The following is a 19,375-nucleotide window of genomic DNA, read 5'->3' as shown; positions in this document are numbered from 1 at the left end:
TTATTGAAAAGTGTATAAATCCATACAAGGAGGAATCACTATGGAAGATTTCAAGCAAACAGCAAACCGTTTTGTGAAGGATCACTTCGGTGGCCGTGCTCAAAATCTTGCGCCCTTAGCATCTGGTGATTGGTCGAGAGCCTATTCCTTCATGCTCGATGGGTGTGAAATGGTTATTCGTTTCGGTGCATATCTGAATGATTTCGAAAAGGATCGTGTAATGGGGGCGTATTCCATGGCCACGATGCCGATTCCAAAGGTTATAGAGGTTGGTGAGACGGAGAACGGATTCTTCGCCGTCTCTGAACGAGTTCAGGGAGAAAAGCATCTCGATGAGCTGGACGAATCGGAACTGCGGATTGTCCTTCCACAATTGTTTGATGCGCTCTACGAGCTTCAAAAGCTAGATCTCACTAACACACAGGAAGTTGGACTTTGGCGTCCGGAAGGAACAGGTCCGAGCTGGGGAGCAGAGCTATTATTGGTGGCTGAGCCCAGAGATAGGCTTGCTGGTTGGCGCGAACGGTTAAAGACTTCGCCACGGGAGGCAAGTATCTTCGATGCCGGTGTAGTAAAGCTTGGTAAACTCGCACCGCAGCTTCCGGAGTGCCGGGGTATCGTTCATAACGATCTCTTGAACCGAAACGTGTTGGTGGATAATGGGAAACTAACCGGGGTGTTCGATTGGGGAAATGCGTTCTATGGTGACCCTCTCTACGACCATGCTTGGTTTCTTTATTGGTGGCCTTGGTTTCCTCAATGGCAGGGGATTGACTTGCAGGAAATACTTGACCACCACTGGGAAAAGCGCGGGGGACCGCCCGCACAGATGAAGGAACGCCTACTGTGTTATCTCATTCACATAGGGCTTGACCATATCGCTTACAGTGCTTTTAGGGAACGCACAGAAGATATGAGACGAAATGCCGATCAATTATTGACTTACATCTAACTGGCGATGTCCGATTGGGAATTGTCAAAGGGAATAATTATCCGAGAAAGCAAAATAGTCCGTCACGCTAAGACAAGAATAATTGAGGCTAATATCATTAAGCTATCGGAGAACGATAGCTCAATAATAACACGACGGCAGCCGGCTTCAGATCGATCGGCTGCCGTCATTGCGCTAACGGGAAGTTAAAATAGGAAATAAATAATATTAAAATAGGCGTAGGCACTTTTACAACTTGCATAATAGGAGTGTGGATCCGTGTTTACAATGGAAATTTTGCAAATGGAAGATGTATTCACTGAGATGCTTGATTCATTTGAACGTTTTCAAATCACAACAAAGGTGATTTTCAATGATAGGGGTACATGGATTGAGACCGAGGATTCATTTGAAGATAATTGGACCTTACAAAAGAAACGGCAGATTGTCGAGCATTTTATAGATACGATTAAGCATGGCGGTGCTGTTGTAATTGCTAAACAAGGGGCACATTTGGTTGGTTTCGCTGTTATTGAAGCTGTGCCATTTGGAAGTGAGTCTATTTATCGGGAGTTATCTTTTCTTCACGTAACCCGTTCCGTCCGAGGACGAAAGGCAGGTGAGTATCTTTTTCTAAAGGCAAAAGAAATTGCAAAATTATTAGGTGCAGAAAAACTGTATATAGGGGCGCACCCATCAGTGGAAACTCAAAATTTTTATCGCAAAATGGGTTGTGTGCAAGCGATAGAGATTAATGAATTTATTTATAAACGAGAAATTCGGGACATTTAATTAGAGGTCACGTTATAACTCAGCTAAGATAGCTCAATCATGGCACAACGGCAGCCGGCCTTATAACGATCGGCTGCCGTCGTTGCGCTAACGGGCAGATTAGTTTAATAGGCCGCAACAAAAATAGGTAATCATCGTCTAAAATATGGAACTTATTTCTAAAACTCAAAGGGGATACGAAAATGTCAAAAAAACCAGTCGGAGCAGCTGCTGTGATTATGGATTCAGAAGGGCGAATTCTTCTAGTAAAACATAACTACGGAAAATACAATTGGGAACTACCAGGGGGGTTATCAGAACTTAACGAGTCCGCAGAGGACACTGCAAAGCGAGAAGTGTTTGAAGAAACTGGTCTTGAAGTTACCGTCGGTCGCTTAACTGGCGTGTATTATGAACCCACTCACGATATGCATCATTTTGCATTCATATGTAAGGTTGTCGATAATCAACAACCACAGCCTGATGCTGCGGAGGTAACAGAATGTAAATATTACAACATAGATGATTTGCCTAGACCGATTAGTGACTTCACTATTGCACGTATTCAGGAAGCTTTGAATACTGACAGTAATCAATTATTCCACATCATCGGACCAAGACAGTGGTTTGAATAGTCTGGGAGCCATCATTTAGTCTATTCAACTATCGGGAAACGATAGTTGAATTAAGAGGATCTCCTACAGCTTCGGCGGATCCTTTTCAGCTTCGCAACGAAATCTCAAATAGCCGCGTATAACCTTGCAGAATGGAAAGGAGGCGTTCGCGTTGGGCGGTTTTCTACTCATGCTACTTGGGCTTTTCAATGCGTTGTTTCCGTATCCGGCATGGTACCTTTCGGTCGGCTGGCGCATAAAGGATGCCGAACCGACGGAAGCGGCGCTCTTCACGAACCGTGCGGTCGGTGTGATCGCAGCCATTGTTGGTCTCGTCATTATGATTTCGAGCTGTTCAATCGGAGGCGGTGGGGGCTCCGGCTACGCGTCTGCGTTTCAGAAGCGGCTGCTCGCCGGCGAGGTGCAGGAGATCAAAATCGACATCCCGGCCAATACGCCCTCCTTATCCGAGGAAGAGCGTGCCCAGGCCGTCGACCTGATGGCGCATGCGCCGATGGATGGCTTCACGCTAGGTATGAGTTATAGCGGTGCGGGCGAGGCGACGATCGTCTACAAAGACGGGACGACGGACGACCTGCTCATCGGTACTTCGGGCGGCATCGAGTTGCTCCCGAGGTCGGGTGACAAGGCGTACCTGTTTCAAAGCGACGAGTTGGAAATCTTGTTCCGTACGTGGATGAACCGTACTGGTTAAGGGCTTGAGCGGATCGCAGCCTGTGCTTGTGGACGTGGTCGGAGCGGTGTCTCATTCCGGAACTAACGGAGAACGTTAGCTCCAAAGGCAGGGAGGGCGAAACAGATATGGAGTCCAGCCGATCGGTAAAAGCCACTATTACATGGGAAAAAGACCCTGCACGATTTCTATTAAATACGTGGATAACGGACATTATTGTGAACTATGGAGAGCTGAAGGGAAAACATTTTATTGGGGATTCTTGGACGGTGCCTGTGAGAATTACAAGCTTTGTTGAAGGTACCTGGGATACATTTGCAGACGTAGGTTTTCTTGTTGATGAAGCCCCTTGGCATCTCCTTGTAAGTGGATATACCTTTAGACTTTGGGCTGGGAAAGAGATTGCGACAGTCAAAATCCTTTAATGCATTTCGTTACGTTTTTTATTGAGCCTATTTATGATTAAACTAACGGAGAACGATAGCATTCCTGTAGAGCGTTAATTAAGAGCTTTGCAAAAAGAAAAGCGCCTCGGTACGATGGGAGTACGCAACGGGTCATAGCCCTTAAAATCCCATCATCCAGGAGGACGCTCTACTATGAAGTTTAAATCGCAGGACAAACAAAATCAACTCATTGAAAAAATTACCGCTCAGCATCTCGTCGTCGGGATCGACATCGCACAACTAACGCACGTTGCACGTGCAGTAAACTTCGCGGGATCGTAATCGGCAATCCCCTATCTTTCTCAAATGACGAAGAAGGTTTTCAGATTCTTCATCGCTGGATCCAGTCGTTGCAGGCAGCCCATAACTTTAATTCCGCTATCATAGGTATGGAACCAACGGGGCATTACTGACTAAGCGTCTCCAGATGGCTATCTGAGAAGCAATTTGAAGTTGTTCTTGTTAATCCTCATCTCGTGAAAAAGAATAAGGAAAACCGAGACAATACGCCATCTAAGAGCGATAAAAAAGATGCTCTTGTCATCGCAGACATGGTTAAAAACGGCTACTATTCGTTCATTCGCAAAACGTCTGAAGCTTTTGAAGAGCTTCGGGTCTTTCTCTCAAACCGGGACTCCGTCGTTACAAGACTCGTTAGTGCAAAGAACCAAATTCATCGTTGGGTTGACGTCGTGTTCCCTGAGCTACGTCAAGTTTTTAAGAAGCTGATGTGCAGAGGTTCATTGGCGACACTACGTCTGTTCCCGACACCAGAAGAACTGAGAAATTTAACGCCTCAGGACGTGGTGAGAGGGTGGAAATCCATTATGCAACGTCAGTCTGGAAACAAGAAGGCTCAGGCCCTAATTGCTCTTGCTAGACATTCTGTTGGCTCTACTCAAGCAACGCATGCGTACAAGCTTCACTTAAAGCAACTTCTCGCTGAATATGACTTAGCGTGTGAGCAGCTGCAAGATGTGGAGACAGAGATTATTGCAGTTTTGGACCGCATCCCTTTTGCTAGATCCATGCTTGCTGTCAAAGGGATTAGTGCCATTTCATTGGCTGGTATTCTGGGCGAAGCTGGGGATTTAAGCGGCTTTGTTCATGGCAATGCTTTGTTGCGTCATGCTGGTCTTAACCTCGCAGAGGCAAGCTCGGGCAAATGGACTGGACAGATGAAGATTAGTAAACGCGGACGATCTCGCCTTCGACGTTTCATTTTCATGATGACATTGAGCTTGACCGCGAATAATCCGGAGTTCAAGGCGATGCATGCATACAATGTTCAGGTGAAGAAGATGAAGAAAATGAGGTCTCTGATGAAGCTCTGTGGTAAACTGGCTCGCATTCTTGTAGCGATGGCTCGTAGTAGTGAAGCCTACAATCCCCACAAAACGATGCCGTTTCGGCTAGCAGCTTAAGTCGATAACTTACCGTTTGTCGTACGAATTTTGGCTTATTCGCGGGATTTCAAAGAAAGCACGGGGTACCGGATGTGATTGAATCAAAGGGCACCGACCCGTAACGATAGCAAGACCGGCCTCCACCCCCTGGACAGGCGTAACGAAGGAATGAGAGGGCATCGACCCGCCCCGACATGGGAGTGAAAACCTCCAGGGGCGGCGTGGAGAATGCATGCAGCATATGGAAGGATATGGGGTTTTAATCTCCCCCTCTATTTCCTCACGCCTTCATGTTGTCCTGGTCTTCAACAGGGTTGCCCAAACAGTCTTTCCGCAAATCTAGCAAGGGTGAAATCCTGCGAATAAGCGAGTATTCGTGAGAAAAATGAATCGTACTGAGGGAGCTCAATCATGACACGACGGCAGCCGGCCTCAGAACGATCGGTTGCCGTCGTTGCGATAACGGGCAGTCTCGTTACAATTCATGGTAAAATTATGATATGAAGGAATGAGAAGAACTAAGGGAGAGGTGAATTCATAGCTTATCGACTACTGACTTCATTACTTGTTCGCCCGCTATAGGCATGCGAATGCGGGTTACTGCCATCGATTGTCGTATACCCCTCAAATAAGTGGTAATGTCCACCGCCAGGAAGAGCAATGGCGGGACCAGTGTTCCCCTGAATGCGATGGGTATGACCTTGATTCATGGAAGTAAAGGTATTATAGCTGTGGACATGAGGTACACCGGTGGGGGCAGGGGCAGTCCAGCTCGCGTATTGATGAGAATGTCCGTCATTTATTGATGTTATACCGGAAATTGAATGAACATGAACCGGGTTTCCATTGAAGGAAGTTATATAAAGTTTGTGTGAGTGCTGAGGATCATCATCTCCAGAATCCATTACAAACCCAATAACGGGAATTTTCATAATGGGCTCCTTTCCTTAAAAGTAATAAAGTACAGGATTAGTCTATGGAGAATGAAGATGTAGGAAGCGGCTTAAGCCCATACAGCTCAATGTTCTGATGCTCAAGAATAACTAATGGTCCATTAATCTAACTGGGAACGGTAGTTCAATCTGCAGCGGCAGTCTGGAGTTTTTCTCGTCCAGGGTAGCTGATTTTTTTTTGGACAGGATGTTAATTAAGATGTAATTATAAGGGGAGAAATCGAATATGAAGGCTAAGAAACCAGTTAAGTTAATTGATTTAGTTGGTGAAATTGAGATGCAAATAGACGATACTTTTACATACATTAATTCAGCAACAGGAGAAGTTTTTATGCTAACAAGAGAAGAAATTGGAGCGGCTGAAGATGAAAAGCCACTCGAAAAATTTCCTGAATGGCAAAGAGAGAACATCGCAAAAGCAATCCAGATTCTTGAAGATGAAGATGGAATCTACATCGACTTTACATTAAGAAATGACTTCAATGAATATGAACTCATGGAAGATTTTATTGGGGCATTAGAGGATGAAAAAATTCGAGAAAAACTGTTTGTAGATATTCAAGGGCGAGGAGCATTCCGAAGATTCAAAGATAACATTATTGAACATGGTGTTGATAAACAATGGTATGACTACAAAGAAAGAAAGATAAAGGAATTAGTAATTGAATGGTGTAAGGGTCACGATATTGAAATCCAGCATTAAGCTAAAGGGCAGTTATGCGTAACTTCCAGGGAATGTAAACGTCTGAATAAAGTAAGGAACGAGGAGGCAGCCATTTCATGGGAGGAACGAATGTATGGGATGCGGAGTGGGAGGTTAACGAAGAGCAGGCGCGGACGCTGATCGGCAGACAATTCCCTCAGCTGTCATCGAAGCAAGTGAAGCGATTGGGCTGGGGCTGGGACAATACGGTTTTTCTCATCGGTGACGAGTACGTGTTCCGGTTTCCAAGAAGAACGATTGCAGTTGGCTCGATTCGTATGGAAGGGAAGCTGCTGCCGAAGCTGGAGGCATATATGACCATCCCCTATCCGAAACCGTTGTTTTATGGCGAAGCAAGTGACGAATACCCGGCACCATTTCTTGGCTATGCCTACGTGCCAGGAGATTTCCCCATCGGTTTGACGGAAGAACGCCGGGCTTTATCGGCAGAGACGCTGGCGAAATTTTTGCGGAGATTGCATGAGTTTCCGGTGCAGGCGGCGCTGAAGTGCGGAGTTCAGCAAGATCATCGAAGCTTGACGGACATAGCATCGCGCAAAGTGAAATTGGAGGGCTTTCTATCGAAGGTGGTTGAACACTTGTCGCCGGAGGAGTCCGGTGTGATCGAAGCGTATATTAGCAGGCTGCAAACGGACCGTGTCGAGGCGGTGAATGCACTGCTACATGGCGATCTTCATTTCAAAAATATGCTTGTGAATGAGAACGGGATCGTTTCCGGCATCATTGATTGGGGCGATCTGAGCGTAGGCCATCCGGCTTGCGATTTGAGCGTTGCTTACAGCTTTTTACCACCATACGCTCGCGGCGTGTTTTTCGAAACTTACGGAGGAGCGGACGAGGAAACGAAGCTGCTGGCGCGGCTGATCGCGGTATACATCCCCGTACTGATCTTGATGCAAGCGGTCGATGACAGGAATGAAGCGATTGCGGCAGAGGCGAAATCCAACATCATGCGGGCACTGTCGGATTAGGCTCATTATTTCGTTGCAGCTATGGGCTATGGCTATCGGCACCATTTTGTCGTTTAAAGGCCGCGATAAGGTACGATTCGCCTTCTCTGATGCCGCTTTATGTTGAGGAACACGAAATTCAACAGAGTAAGTCGTTGCGCTAACGGGAAACGATAGTTCAATTAAGACACGAAGGCAGCCGATCGGAAATGTTCGGCTGCCTTCGCTCAACTAACGGGCAGGATAGTGGGAATTTTTAACGAATCAATAAATTCAAGGAAAGCTGCACTCTCAAATGCTCGGAATTTATCTGAGCAGCAGCAATGGCGATCATCGACATAGAAGGGAGAATGTAAAATATGTTGAACAATAAAACGAATGGTGGAGATGTGATCGGTTACTGCTGCATGAGATTTCCAGTCACAAACTTAAAAAAGTCGGTGGATTTTTATTGTTATGTGTTGGGCTATGAATTGATTTCAGCAGATTATCGTTTGGAGAAGCACATATAGCATTGAAAAATGGAAATGGCCCAGGTATTTTTTTGATGGAAACCAAAGCGAAAGATGTAACGCAATTGAAGTTTATATTTCCTCGTTCATTTTTTGTCACAAGCAGCACGGGGTACGTAACGATGGTTGAGATATTAACGAATGATTTGCTTGCTTTGCATGAACGGATAAAACAAGCTGGAACCCTTATTGATAAAGAACCTGTTTTTACTAATGATTTCGGTTATTTCACCTTTTACGATCCAGATGGGCACTATATTCGGGCGGTTGAAGAAAGAGGCATGTATACTGATAGTAAGAAAGCATTGAGCTAACGGGCACGATAGCTGAATAAACACGAAGATACGGCAGCCAGCTTATGGCTGCCGTTTTCTCAACTAACGGGCAGTGCGCGCCTAGCTAAGCTAGACACAACTTACTGATGCAAGTTCAGTCGGGGTAGGGACCAAGCCGCTCCGTAGCTAGCAGGCAGACGTCGGCGAAATCCGGCGGCTGAAGCCCTGCGAAAAAAGTCGCACTCTTCGCGATGAAGCAAATCTGCAGGCCGTAATGAAAATGAATCCTACCGCATCGTGAAAGTGAACCCGAAAGGGACAAGAGGGAGCCGAGCCACGACTGCCCCGGCGAAGGCCATGGAACGCGCGAAGATCTTGGAATGCAGCGCATAAGAACCCTCCGGTGTAAAGGGATCGGCATGTAGAGACAGTTGTGTCTGCAACTAGGGAGACCCTCCCCCGCACGAAGTTTTTTTTTTTCGTAACGAGCAAACCTATAAGCCCTAAAGGTGAAGTGGCGAGCTGCGGGAAGGGAGTCGGAGGGGGCCATACTACCAATGATCCGGCGGACAACATAACCCCGGGGAGGGAAGGGCGCCGAGAGGCAATACCCCACTTCGTTCACGGGATATCAAGGAGGTAAGAGCAAGTGAATGCCGAATACACGGCTAACGCCACCAATGAAAACGCTCGACAACTCCAAAATACCCTTTATCTTGCGGCTAAGGAAAACCCCAAGCGTAAATTTCATGCCCTGTATGACAAAGTATTCCGGAAAGATATCCTGCAAGAAGCATGGACTCGAGTGAAAACGAATCGCGGCAGTGCTGGCATTGATGGACAAACGATCTTATTCATCGTTCGAGAGATTGGCGAAGAATCCTTCATCGAAGAGATCAGGCAACAGCTAATGAATGGGGAATATCGACCGACTCCGGTCAAACGGAAAGAGATTCCGAAGCCGGACGGAAAGACACGACCCTTAGGTATTCCAACCGTCCGTGACCGGACTGTTCAGATGGCGACAAAATTGGTGATCGAAGGTATATTCGAAGCGGATTTTAAAGATTGCTCGTACGGATTTCGCCCCAAGCGATCGGCTCATCAGGCGATTAATAGCATCCGAGAAAGCATCAATTGGGGCATTGTCAACTGGGTGGTCGACATAGATATCACAGGCTACTTCGATAATATCTCCCACAGCAAGCTGATGAAACTGGTCGAAGAGCGCATCTGCGACAGGCGTATTCTGAAGTTAATTAGACAGTGGCTTGAAGCAGGTGTTATGAAGGATGGCGTATGGCACAAAACGGAGATCGGAAGCCCACAAGGCGGCGTAATCTCTCCGCTATTGGCCAACATCTATCTCAACTACCTGGATACGATATGGGAAAAGCGGTTTTCTCACCTCGGAAAGCTGGTAAGGTATGCCGACGATCTTGTCATTCTGTGCCGCTACAAACCGCAGGCTCTTGAGGCGATTCGTACTCTTAAAGCGCTCTTTTGGAAACTGGAATTGACCATGAACACATCCAAATCAAAGCTAGTGTGTCTTTGGAAGAACCAAGACGGATTCGACTTTCTTGGCTTTCATCATCGGAAAATGCCTTACCTCCATAAAAACGGGACAAAGTATCGACTGCGAAGCTTTCCATCGAAGAAAGCAATGAAGAAGATGCGCACGCGTGTGAAGGAAGAAACGGCATCTAGAGGCAGGTTAAACTGGCCGTTAAAGCTGATGGTCGAGCTGCTGAATCCGATGATCCAAGGATGGCGTAACTTCTATGCTCATCTGGATGTGGATCGAAGTATGGCAAACCGTTTCCTGGTGAAAGTGGACTGGTACATCCTGAGGAGATTGAGACTGTTCTGGAATAACAAACACAGAAAGCGTAAGCAGAATTGGTCAGAGATGCATGTTCTGCTTCAACGTACAGGACTGAAAACATTATGCACATGGAAAAACCGTACTGCCCTGGATGAAGAACGTCGGAAAGCCGTATGCGGGAAAACTGCATGTACGGTTTGATGAGGAGGGGCTGGGATCCCCAGCCCTTTACTCTACTTAGTTGAGCAAATAATAACGAATTTTACAAATGCAAACTAGAAGGATATTCTTAAGAAAAAGAGAGAATGGGAGGAAGTAAATGGCACTCTAAGTTATTGAAGAATTGGAATTGTTAGAGCAAAAGTTTTCAGGTATTTATTCGGATGTTCAGAAAGAAGCGGAAAAAAATGAGATTCATTTGTCTGAATACCACTTTGCTTATGCCCATATTGCACAAGATAAGTTTTCAATAACGTTTTATCACAATGAGTTTTCAGACGACTCTTTTTATTTAAATATGAGTTTTGAAAGCTTAAATGGTAAGAAAGCTAGCAACGAAGAACTGAAAAGACGTGTTGAGCATGTGAAGAAAATTATCGTTCATCACCCTGGCTACGGAGAACTTCTGGAAGAATTAGAGATGATGCTGGTCCTTTCCGAGGGTTCTGTAAGTCCTGAAGGGTTATATATTTACGGTCCTACAGGGGTCGGAAAGAGTACAGTAACAGAGGAATTTACTGCTCGCTATCCTAGAGAGCTCGTAAAAACGAATGAAGGGGAATACACTCATATTACGGTATTACACGTACGAGTACCCCCAAAAGCAACGCCTAAAATGCTTGCTTCCAAGATTCTAGAAGTGATGGGCGATCCAGGTCATCATAAAGGGACATTGACTGATTTAACAAGTCGTATCCATTATTTTGTGCGTGAGCTTGGTATCAAAATGATCATTCTGGATGAATTTCAGCACTTAATTGATGCCGATACAGACCATGTTCTTACTACAGCATCGAATTGGGTAAAGACATTTACTGAAGAAATTAAAATTGCAATTGTATTATGCGGAATGCCGGAATCTGTAAGTGTGTTTTTGAGCAATCCGCAATTGGATCGAAGATATTGTAACAAAGTTAGTCTAGAACCTTTTAAGTACGGGACGCTGAAAGAAATCATCGATTTCCGTACGTTTCTCCAAAAAATAGATATGGAGCTTCCTTTCCATAGTCGATCGAACATCGCAGATCCATTTTTAGCTAAGGAATCAAGAAGTTAAATGCCAAATCTACTATCACGCCGAATGCATATACTTGGATTCAAACGCATTAATATGGAAATATAATTGAATTTCAAGACTAGTTTCGTTGTATAAATAATACCCTCGATCAAAGATGATCGGGGGTATTATTTATGTTACATTTTACTTGGAGAACACCATATAAATTCATTTGAATAAATATACAATTGACAAAATGCGTAAATTCTCACTAATTATGTATTCTGGCCCTTTTATGGACAGTCATCTACTCAATATTCTCATTAATTCTGAAAATACCCCTTCATAAATCAATCTTTTTCGCAACTATTTTCTCATAAATTCTGACGTCACACACCCGCAAAAGGACGTTTTTCGCTCGTTATGGATTAGTTGCCGCGTTTGACTTTGATCCGTTTTACTGAGCCTTGACCGCTTTGCTCGTCGATCTTCTTGCCGGCGATGCCGCTTCTTCCGTTCCCGTTCGCAAAGTTCGATTTGAAGTTGGCCGTCTTTCTTCCGAAGAGTGCATTCTGGCCGCCTTTGTTCGCATTCGTACCTACGTTCCGATTAATTTGACCGCCGCATTCAGCCCGCTGTTCGACCGTAATGTTGTTTCCTTTGTGAATCGAGATGTTGTAAATGATATAAATGTTACGGCCCTTGCGCTTCGAATGCTCATCTTCGACAACCCCCATATGCTTATTTCATACACTATATTCTATCTCTTCCATTTGCTAATATAGATGTCCAATAGTCTGCAAGATAGATGTCCCCCAGGAACAGATGCCGGTGATTGTCAGCTCGCAGGCGGCCGAAGTTCGGTCGCGGCTGTCTCTTATTCAAACACAAGAAACGGCGATCCCGTCCGGGACCGCCGCATGTCAATGCTTAAGTGTGAAGGAGTCTGATCTCGTCGCCGGCTTGAACGCCGCCGGGTCGTCTAACGGAAGCGTAGAGGCCAAAATGCAGCTCGAAATGCTCATTAACGGCCGCGAGCAGCGATTTATCCCGTTCGAGCGTACCGGGTTCGATCGTAATCATGGAACAGCGCTCGCAGTATTCGTTAATTTGGAGCTCGGCGCCGCCGATCGCGATACTGCGGCCTATCAGCTCGCCTTCCTGAAGCAGCGTATCATCCAGCTCGATCAGCAGATTCGGTCTGAATCTGCGAGAATCAATCGCTTTGTCCCATCGCGTCTCCAGCTTCAGGAGGGAAGCTGTCGTCACGATGAGCAGGCTTGCTGCGTCAACGGCCATTAGACCATCAATGGGCTCGGCGTATGATTTCAGCGAGACGGGCTGGGTGCTGTGCTGCTGGATTTCCTCCCGCAGCTGCTCGTCCCATAGCAGACTTCGCCCATCTGGCGAAATGATGCGCAGCCGATCGGCTTGTCCGTCTCCTCCAAGCCTAGCCTGATAGTTCAGCATGACCGGGATGGTTCTCGCGGTAATGAAGCTGTTCCAGCCTTCGCGCGTTTCATCTACGAAGGCGGCGATACGGTCGCCTTGCATTCCGTACGATTCGATGCCGCACGCTTGCATACGTTCGCCTGCAAATGATTTTACGGGGTAACGGGTAATTTCTAGTAGTTTACCAATGGTTTTCATGCGAGCTAAATCCTCTCTGGCAGGTAGTCGGCGTTAAGGCGTTCATGTCCTCATCTTCAGGTGTTTATTTAATGATTGCCACTTTATAAACATAAACATATACTAAGTATAGTATAATGGTAAATATAACCACTTAAGGGGAGGTGACGCTGCATGATTACGCATTTCGCCGAGCTTCATCTGCACACGGTTTCCATTCAGGGCGTCAAACAATTCTATCATAATCAAATGCGCTTCGATATTGCCTTTGAATCCGATACGGAGATTCATTTCCGGCCAACGCCGCATACGACGCTTGTCTTTACGGATACTGCCGAGCCGATTGCTCCGGTTCATATGGCATTCGAGGTTGCTTATTCTGCCTTCGATTCGGCGGTCAGTCGGCTTGAAGCGGCTGGCATTACGCTGCTGCAATGGTCCGACGGCAGGGCGGTCGATGATTTCGAGACGGGGAAGAACGTGTATTTCCGTGACGGCGAGGGCCACTTGCTGGAGCTGATTTCGCATACTTACGTGAAGGAAGGCGTCGTAGAACCAAACGGCGTGTTAGAGATTCTGTATATGCGAGAGATCGGGTTTCCGGTCGACGAAGTCGCCAGCTTCAGGCAAAAGCTCGTTCAGCTCTTGCATGTCAAGCTCGATCGCGTATTCGACGATTTTACGTTTGCGATCGGAGGTACGGCGCATGCGGTCGTCGTTTCGAAGAAGCGCAAATGGGTTCCCATCGCGATGACGGCGCTGCCTCCGTCGATGGAGGTATGCTTCGGCGTAAGCGGTGCCGAAGATCTAGAGGAGGCTGCGACTCGGTTAGAAGCGAGCGGTCTCCCCTATGAGAGGACTGACGAAAGCAGCCTTGAATTTGAGCTTGAAGGGTACCGGCTGCGTCTAGCGTTGACCCGATTTCCCGAAAATACACCGCGTCTTCTGCAGCTGCCCCAATCGCAATAGCCCTATACATGCAGCCGGAACCGCCTTTGAAGGCGGTTTTTTTTGCGCTGAGCGCCTATTGACTTGCCGAACCGCTTGGGATAGAATCAAGTTTGTGATTTAGTAATTTAGTAAATTACTAAATAAAATCTACATTTAAAGCCTATTTATATTTTTCAAGCGAATGGAGCATCAGCAATGAAAATTCCAACAACATTAAAGCATAAGCCTGTCATCGTCTCTGAGAATTACGAGGGGATCGACGGCAGGTACGCCAATCATACCGACGCGAAGGGGCTTTCGCTCGGACTTGCACAGTGGAATGACAGAGGCAAGATTGATATCTCAGCTAAAGTTTGGCGGTATACGGGCGAGAAATGGTCCAGGCAATCGGAGGAGCTGCCGCTTCACCGGGTGCTGGATTTGGCTATTCTGGTGAGCAGAGGCATCGCTCACTTCAGGGAAGCGTACCGGTACGATGATCTGTACGATAAGGAGAATCCCGTCATCGACCGGATCGGTCTGCAGGGCGACGCCATGACGGTGGCGGTATGCACCGATAACGAGAAGATCAACGAAGATATCAAGCTGTTCAGCCAAGCGCTCAGCTCGGACGACGAGATGATCGGCGAGCGGCTTCGGACGCTGTCCCGAATTTTGAAGGAGCTGGGTTATTAAGCTTAACGCTGAGCAGACAGAATAGGAGGCAGCAGCATGTCGCTCGATAAACAGAAGAAGAAGGAACTGGCGACCGCGTACGCGAAGTCCTTCCGGCCTATGGGCATCTATCAAATCCGCAATACGACGAACGGCAAAGTATGGATCGACGGCACGATGGACCTCGACGGTGCTCGAAACCGTTTTGAATTTTCCAAGCAGATGAACATGATCACGATCTCGGAGCTGCGCGAGGACTGGGATTTGTACGGCGGGTCTATCTTTGTCTTCGAGGAGCTGGATCAGATCAAGCCGCGCGAGGAAGTCATGAACGACCGTTCCGAGCTGGCCAAGTATAAAGAAGAGGTCGAGGCGCTGAGGGAGCTGTGGCTGGAGAAGCTTCAGCCCTACGGCGACAAAGGCTACAACAAAGTGAAACGATAAGAAACAGGTCTTTGATCCGGTGCAGCCGCACCGGATTTTTTGCCGTTGCCGGAGATGCCGGGTCTGGCAATATGTGGGGGTTCCTTTGCCAGAAGCAGCATCTTGATTCAGGTGACGATACGAGCTGCAAGTCTGGAAATGACTGCATATTTCATACGGAGAGAGGGCATCCTCATCTGTGTGCGGATGATGTCGGTCCTAATCCCGATGAACGACTGGCGCTGATTTCACCTGGTAGGATGGCTTATCGGGTATGAACGTGAGACCGGCGATCTATCCGAAACGCAGAAATCATGATAGAATAGCTTACAAAATTTGCTTTTGCCGAGGGAGAAAGCATGAAACGGTTGATTTATATTGCGGTGTTCGCGAGCTGCTTGACTGCGCTGGCGGTAACGATTTATCTCATGCTTACGATTTTCCAAAGCGATATGGATATGGACACATCCTCATTTCCCTTGACGGATAGGCATCCGGAGCACATTGTCCTGATCTCGCAGGAGCAGGGCAGCTACGTGATGAACGAAATTCAGAAGGGCGCTAGAGAAGCGGGCGAAGCCCACGGCATGAAGGTGGATTTCTCCGGCGTATACCGGTCGAATTTCGAAGAGCTTTTAAAGCAGATCGATATTGCAATCGCTTCCAAAGTGAACGGGATCATTATCGAGGGCGTCGATCGTCCAGAGTTCGAGCTGATGGTCGACAAAGCAACCGAGAGAGGCATTCCGGTCGTGACGATCAACTCCGACGCGCCGGGGAGCCTTCGCAAAACATACGTAGGCTCTGATCATTATCAGGAGGGCATCCTCATGGGAGAGCGGATCGCTGCCGACCTTGGCGGCAAAGGCGTTATCGGTGTCGTCGCGAATCCCGATTCGATGGATACGGACCAGCTGCGGCTGAAAGGATTACGCGAAGCGTTGAACGGCTTCACGGGCATTCGACTCGTCTTCGCTTCCAAGGACGCGGAGATGCTCCAGCCCAGCATGCAGGCGTACGACATGCTTAATCACTTCCCGTCGATCAATGCATTCATCGGATTGAAAGCCGACTCCGCCAAGAGTATCGTCCAAGCGGGGGAGTCGCGTTCCCGTATGAAGGGCTACAAGGTGTTCATGTTCGACAATTCACCGCAAACGGTCAAGCTGATTCAAGATGGACTCGTGCAAGCCGGGCTGTCGCAGCATTACGAGGAAATGGGCCGAATGAGCGTCGACTTAATCGAACGCTGGCTCGGCAGCGATCAGCTGCCGCTTGGCCGAAGCTATTATACGCCGATCAGCATCGTGATCGCCTCTGATCCGAAGGAGGCGGCAAGGTGAAGACCATTCGCAGCAAGATGATGATGCTGTCGATCATTATCTGGATCATCATGGCATTCATTTGGATTTCGATGAGTATTTTTAATCAGCGGACAGTTGAGAAGTACAACGAGATTCTGCAGCGGTATCTGATGATGAACCAAGCCTCCCAGCAAAGCAGGCAGGCACTGACGACGCTGAACGATTACCGCATGTCGCCGACGGAGGAGAGCCTGCGGCTGTATGTCTCTGCGAATAACCAGCTGCAGCTGACGAAAGCTCAGATGAATTGGCTCCGAAATCCCAGCAACGACATGGTGCTCGATAACTTCCAGCATATGATGGAGAGCCAGTCCGAGGCGATGAACCTCGCGGTCCGATTTCAGAAGGACAATGACGATGAGAACGGAATCAAGCAGTTCGACGAAGCAACCAATATTTCGACCTATATCTCCGAAATGACGCTTGAATTGATCAGCGGCGAACAGAATACGTACGACGCCTTCTACCGCAAAATCATCGACCGCAGCAATGATATTAAGAAAATGGGCTTCTGGACGCTCGCGCTCGTATCGCTGCTGCTGCTGCTGTTCTCGTATCGCTTCGTCAACAGCGTCACGCAGCCGATTCTGAAGCTGACCCAATCCGCGCGAGAGCTGTCGCGGGGCAATTTCCAGAACCCCATCGTCGTGAATAACAACGACGATATGTCGTTTCTTGCCCGTACGCTGGACAACATGCGGCTGAACATCGGCAATCTGTTTGACGAGATCCAGAGCAAGGCGCAGCTGGAATACGATCTGCATAAGCACAAGCTCATGCTGAAGGAAAGCGAGCTGAAGAGCCTGCAAAGCCAGATCAATCCGCATTTTCTGTTCAACACGCTCAACATGCTGTCGAAAGAAGCTTATCTTGCCGGAGCGGACAAGACGAGCGAACTGATCAGCTCCGTTGCCGGCATGCTCCGCTATAATTTGAGGCGCATGGACAGCCGTGTTACGCTGCGTGACGAGATTGAAGTGCTGGAGGAATATTTGACCATTCAGCAGGCGCGCTTCGGCAGCCGGGTCAATATTGTTCGTGACATTGACGAGGATGCGCTTGATATCGAAGTGCCGATTCTTATTCTGCAGCCGATCGTGGAGAATGCTTTCATCTACGCCATCGAGCCGTCCGAAGACGGAGGTACACTCACGCTGCGCGTGAAGAACGAAGGAAATCACGTCCTTGTGCAGGTGGAGGATAACGGACAAGGCATGGAGTCCGAGCAGGTCGCGCGCATGCTGTCCCATGTCGACAGCGCTGGATATAAAGGGCATTCCACCGGCATCGGCATCCGAAACGTGCTGGACCGTCTGCAGCTGTTTTATGGGGTGCAGGATATTATCGCGGTGGAATCAACGCCCGGAGAGGGCACATGCTTAACGTTAGCTTTGCCGAGGAGGCCGAAATCATGATCACGCTGTTAATCGTTGACGATGAGCCCATCGAGCGGATCGCCCTGCAAAGAATCCTCGAAACAGGACTGCCAGAGATCGCCGTCGTCGGTCAGGCGGCGAACGGCAGGGAGGCAATCGAAGCCGCGGCGCTGCTGAAGCCGGATCTAATTACGATGGATATCAAGATGCCGGGCATGAGCGGGCTGCAGGCCATCGAGGCGATCCAGGAAACGAATGATACCGTTACATTCATTATGGTCACAGCCTACGATACGTTCGAATTCGCGCGGCAGGCGCTGCGGATGGGCGTTCGTGATTATTTGCTCAAGCCAAGCAAGACAGCCGTCGTGCTGGATACGATTGGCAAGGTGGCGGAGGAGATCAAAGCGGCGCGGAGCGAAAGCGAGGTCAGGCGGCTTGACAGGGAACGGCTGCGCAAAATGCTGCCGATCGTCGAAGCGGACATCGTCTCGCAGCTGCTTTTTGATTTCGTGCCGTCCGAGCATTTGGGCGAGATGATCGAGCTGCTTGGACTGCCCGCCATGAACGGCTGTTTCGTCATGAACGTACTGCTGCCCGGCCCCTGCGAGGATGATGGGAGCACCGGAAGCCGTGCAGAGTCGATCTATGCGAACCTCGTTCAGCAATTGGAGACTACGGCCGTCCCGTGCTGGATCGGCCGGTTGTCCGGCAAGCAAATTCCGCTGCTGATCTTCGTTGACGGCGCGCAATCCTATCGAAGCTATGCGGTCGGATTGGCCAGGAAGCTGGTGCAATGGCTTCACCGAAAGAGCGGGGAGGAGCCGTTCATCGGCATCGGCGAACTTTACGGAAGCATCATGGATATGCGCAAATCCTATCACGAGTCGCTGCTCGCTTCCGTTGACGGGTCGCTGCCAGCAAGGTATTGCTTGTACGAGGATTTGGAACGGCCCGATAATCCGACAACGGGAAGCATGGCGATGGGCAGGGAGAAGAGCGTGCTGGAAGAGGTGCGGCGCGGCTATTGGGAAGCAGCGCTTGAAGGCATCATCGGCATTATTGACGTCTATGAAGGCTCGGGCGCTTCGATTGGCATGGCGCAGCAGCGGGCGTTCGAGGTGTTGATCGTTATTACGCGGATGCTGCAGGAGATGGGCATCGACGTGAACAATCCGTATTACCCCCATCAAGCGGTAAGTTATATGCAGCTGAAGACGGAAACGCGCGTGCTTGTAGGCCAATTGGCTGAGAAGACCGTCACGCTGGCGGAAGACATGGAATCCGACCTCCTTCAGACGGTAAAGCAGTATATTCGGGCGCATGCGCATGAAGATCTGTCGCTAGAGCGCGTCGCGGCGCAGGTTAATCGCAATCCGTTCTACATGAGCAAGCTGTTCAAGTCGCATTTTGGCCTTAATTATATCGATTATTTGACGGAGTGCCGGATGGAAACCGCCAAGCAGCTCATGCAGGAAACGGACAAGAGCCTAAAGGAAATTACGTTTGAAATCGGCTATCATGATCCGAATTATTTCAGCCGGGTGTTCAGGAAGATTGTCGGCTGCTCGCCGACGGATTACCGGAAAATGCTGCTGCGACCGGCGAACAAGAAGTAGCTTGCAGGCGCAGAAAGCCAAGGAGAGGTGTACGGTGAA

Annotated in this window: 19 protein-coding genes and 1 pseudogene; 17 read left to right on the top strand and 3 right to left on the bottom strand. The window is 48.4% G+C overall.

Annotated elements, in window-relative coordinates; all coding sequences use genetic code 11:
* The first annotated feature begins 40 nt into the window (after window positions 1-40).
* From KXU80_RS07420 to KXU80_RS07395, 6 genes and pseudogenes are all read left to right on the top strand, one after another.
* Window positions 41-952, top strand: a complete 912-nt coding sequence (locus KXU80_RS07420) for a phosphotransferase family protein (RefSeq protein ID WP_219837595.1) — start codon at window positions 41-43, stop codon at window positions 950-952.
* A gap of 267 nt (window positions 953-1,219) precedes the next feature.
* The gene (locus tag KXU80_RS07415; RefSeq protein ID WP_258171425.1) at window positions 1,220-1,723 is read left to right on the top strand and encodes a GNAT family N-acetyltransferase; all 504 of its coding nucleotides are present in this window, start codon (window positions 1,220-1,222) and stop codon (window positions 1,721-1,723) included.
* 182 nt (window positions 1,724-1,905) lie between these two features.
* Window positions 1,906-2,337: an NUDIX hydrolase gene (locus KXU80_RS07410; RefSeq protein ID WP_219837593.1), complete on the top strand. Its 432-nt coding sequence runs from the start codon at window positions 1,906-1,908 to the stop codon at window positions 2,335-2,337.
* A gap of 151 nt (window positions 2,338-2,488) precedes the next feature.
* On the top strand, window positions 2,489-3,031 hold the full coding sequence (locus KXU80_RS07405; protein WP_219837592.1) for a DUF6199 family natural product biosynthesis protein: 543 nt from the start codon (window positions 2,489-2,491) through the stop codon (window positions 3,029-3,031).
* Window positions 3,032-3,138: 107 nt separating this feature from the next.
* Window positions 3,139-3,435 (top strand): hypothetical protein, encoded by a 297-nt coding sequence (locus KXU80_RS07400; protein ID WP_219837591.1) that lies wholly within the window; start codon window positions 3,139-3,141, stop codon window positions 3,433-3,435.
* Between the two features lie 174 nt (window positions 3,436-3,609).
* A pseudogene (locus KXU80_RS07395) lies at window positions 3,610-4,880 on the top strand (IS110 family transposase).
* Window positions 4,881-5,404: 524 nt separating this feature from the next.
* Here KXU80_RS07395 and KXU80_RS07390 read toward each other — a convergent pair.
* Window positions 5,405-5,794 carry a YmaF family protein gene (locus tag KXU80_RS07390; RefSeq protein ID WP_219837590.1) on the bottom strand — a complete coding sequence of 130 codons (390 nt, stop codon included), beginning with the start codon at window positions 5,792-5,794 and terminating at the stop codon, window positions 5,405-5,407.
* Window positions 5,795-6,041: 247 nt separating this feature from the next.
* On the opposite strand from KXU80_RS07390, the gene KXU80_RS07385 reads away from it, so the two are divergent.
* From KXU80_RS07385 to KXU80_RS07365, 5 genes are all read left to right on the top strand, one after another.
* Window positions 6,042-6,518: a UPF0158 family protein gene (locus KXU80_RS07385; RefSeq protein WP_219837589.1), complete on the top strand. Its 477-nt coding sequence runs from the start codon at window positions 6,042-6,044 to the stop codon at window positions 6,516-6,518.
* A gap of 77 nt (window positions 6,519-6,595) precedes the next feature.
* Window positions 6,596-7,510 (top strand): phosphotransferase, encoded by a 915-nt coding sequence (locus KXU80_RS07380; RefSeq protein ID WP_219837588.1) that lies wholly within the window; start codon window positions 6,596-6,598, stop codon window positions 7,508-7,510.
* Between the two features lie 493 nt (window positions 7,511-8,003).
* Entirely contained in the window at window positions 8,004-8,315 is a 312-nt protein-coding gene (locus KXU80_RS07375; RefSeq protein WP_219837587.1) for a VOC family protein, read from the top strand.
* Between the two features lie 610 nt (window positions 8,316-8,925).
* On the top strand, window positions 8,926-10,305 hold the full coding sequence (gene ltrA / locus KXU80_RS07370) for a group II intron reverse transcriptase/maturase (protein WP_219837586.1): 1,380 nt from the start codon (window positions 8,926-8,928) through the stop codon (window positions 10,303-10,305).
* Between the two features lie 148 nt (window positions 10,306-10,453).
* A complete protein-coding gene (locus KXU80_RS07365; protein WP_219837585.1) occupies window positions 10,454-11,380 on the top strand; it encodes a TniB family NTP-binding protein in 927 nt (308 codons plus the stop codon).
* Window positions 11,381-11,748: 368 nt separating this feature from the next.
* Here KXU80_RS07365 and KXU80_RS07360 read toward each other — a convergent pair whose 3' ends face one another.
* Window positions 11,749-12,057, bottom strand: coding sequence for a hypothetical protein (locus KXU80_RS07360; RefSeq protein ID WP_219837584.1), 309 nt, complete (start codon window positions 12,055-12,057; stop codon window positions 11,749-11,751).
* A gap of 193 nt (window positions 12,058-12,250) precedes the next feature.
* Window positions 12,251-12,970, bottom strand: coding sequence for an MOSC domain-containing protein (locus KXU80_RS07355; RefSeq protein WP_219837583.1), 720 nt, complete (start codon window positions 12,968-12,970; stop codon window positions 12,251-12,253).
* Between the two features lie 153 nt (window positions 12,971-13,123).
* On the opposite strand from KXU80_RS07355, the gene KXU80_RS07350 reads away from it, so the two are divergent.
* The 6 genes from KXU80_RS07350 (at window position 13,124) to KXU80_RS07325 (ending at window position 19,336) form a co-directional block, all read left to right on the top strand.
* The gene (locus KXU80_RS07350) at window positions 13,124-13,918 is read left to right on the top strand and encodes a VOC family protein (RefSeq protein WP_219837582.1); all 795 of its coding nucleotides are present in this window, start codon (window positions 13,124-13,126) and stop codon (window positions 13,916-13,918) included.
* Window positions 13,919-14,095: 177 nt separating this feature from the next.
* A complete protein-coding gene (locus KXU80_RS07345) occupies window positions 14,096-14,575 on the top strand; it encodes a DUF6530 family protein (RefSeq protein WP_219837581.1) in 480 nt (159 codons plus the stop codon).
* A gap of 36 nt (window positions 14,576-14,611) precedes the next feature.
* On the top strand, window positions 14,612-14,998 hold the full coding sequence (locus tag KXU80_RS07340; RefSeq protein WP_219837580.1) for a GIY-YIG nuclease family protein: 387 nt from the start codon (window positions 14,612-14,614) through the stop codon (window positions 14,996-14,998).
* 338 nt (window positions 14,999-15,336) lie between these two features.
* Window positions 15,337-16,320, top strand: coding sequence for a substrate-binding domain-containing protein (locus KXU80_RS07335; protein WP_219837579.1), 984 nt, complete (start codon window positions 15,337-15,339; stop codon window positions 16,318-16,320).
* Window positions 16,317-17,756 carry a sensor histidine kinase gene (locus KXU80_RS07330; protein WP_219837578.1) on the top strand — a complete coding sequence of 480 codons (1,440 nt, stop codon included), beginning with the start codon at window positions 16,317-16,319 and terminating at the stop codon, window positions 17,754-17,756. The genes KXU80_RS07335 and KXU80_RS07330 overlap by 4 nt, the downstream gene beginning before the upstream one ends.
* Complete coding sequence (locus KXU80_RS07325) at window positions 17,753-19,336, top strand: response regulator (protein ID WP_219837577.1); 1,584 nt, start codon at window positions 17,753-17,755, stop codon at window positions 19,334-19,336. The genes KXU80_RS07330 and KXU80_RS07325 overlap by 4 nt, the downstream gene beginning before the upstream one ends.
* Window positions 19,337-19,375 lie beyond the last annotated feature (39 nt).

This window comes from Paenibacillus sp. R14(2021) (assembly GCF_019431355.1).
Classification (GTDB): Bacteria; Bacillota; Bacilli; order Paenibacillales; family Paenibacillaceae; genus Paenibacillus_Z.
Note: the sequence above shows the minus strand (reverse complement) of the source record. Positions and strands in the feature narration are given on the sequence as shown.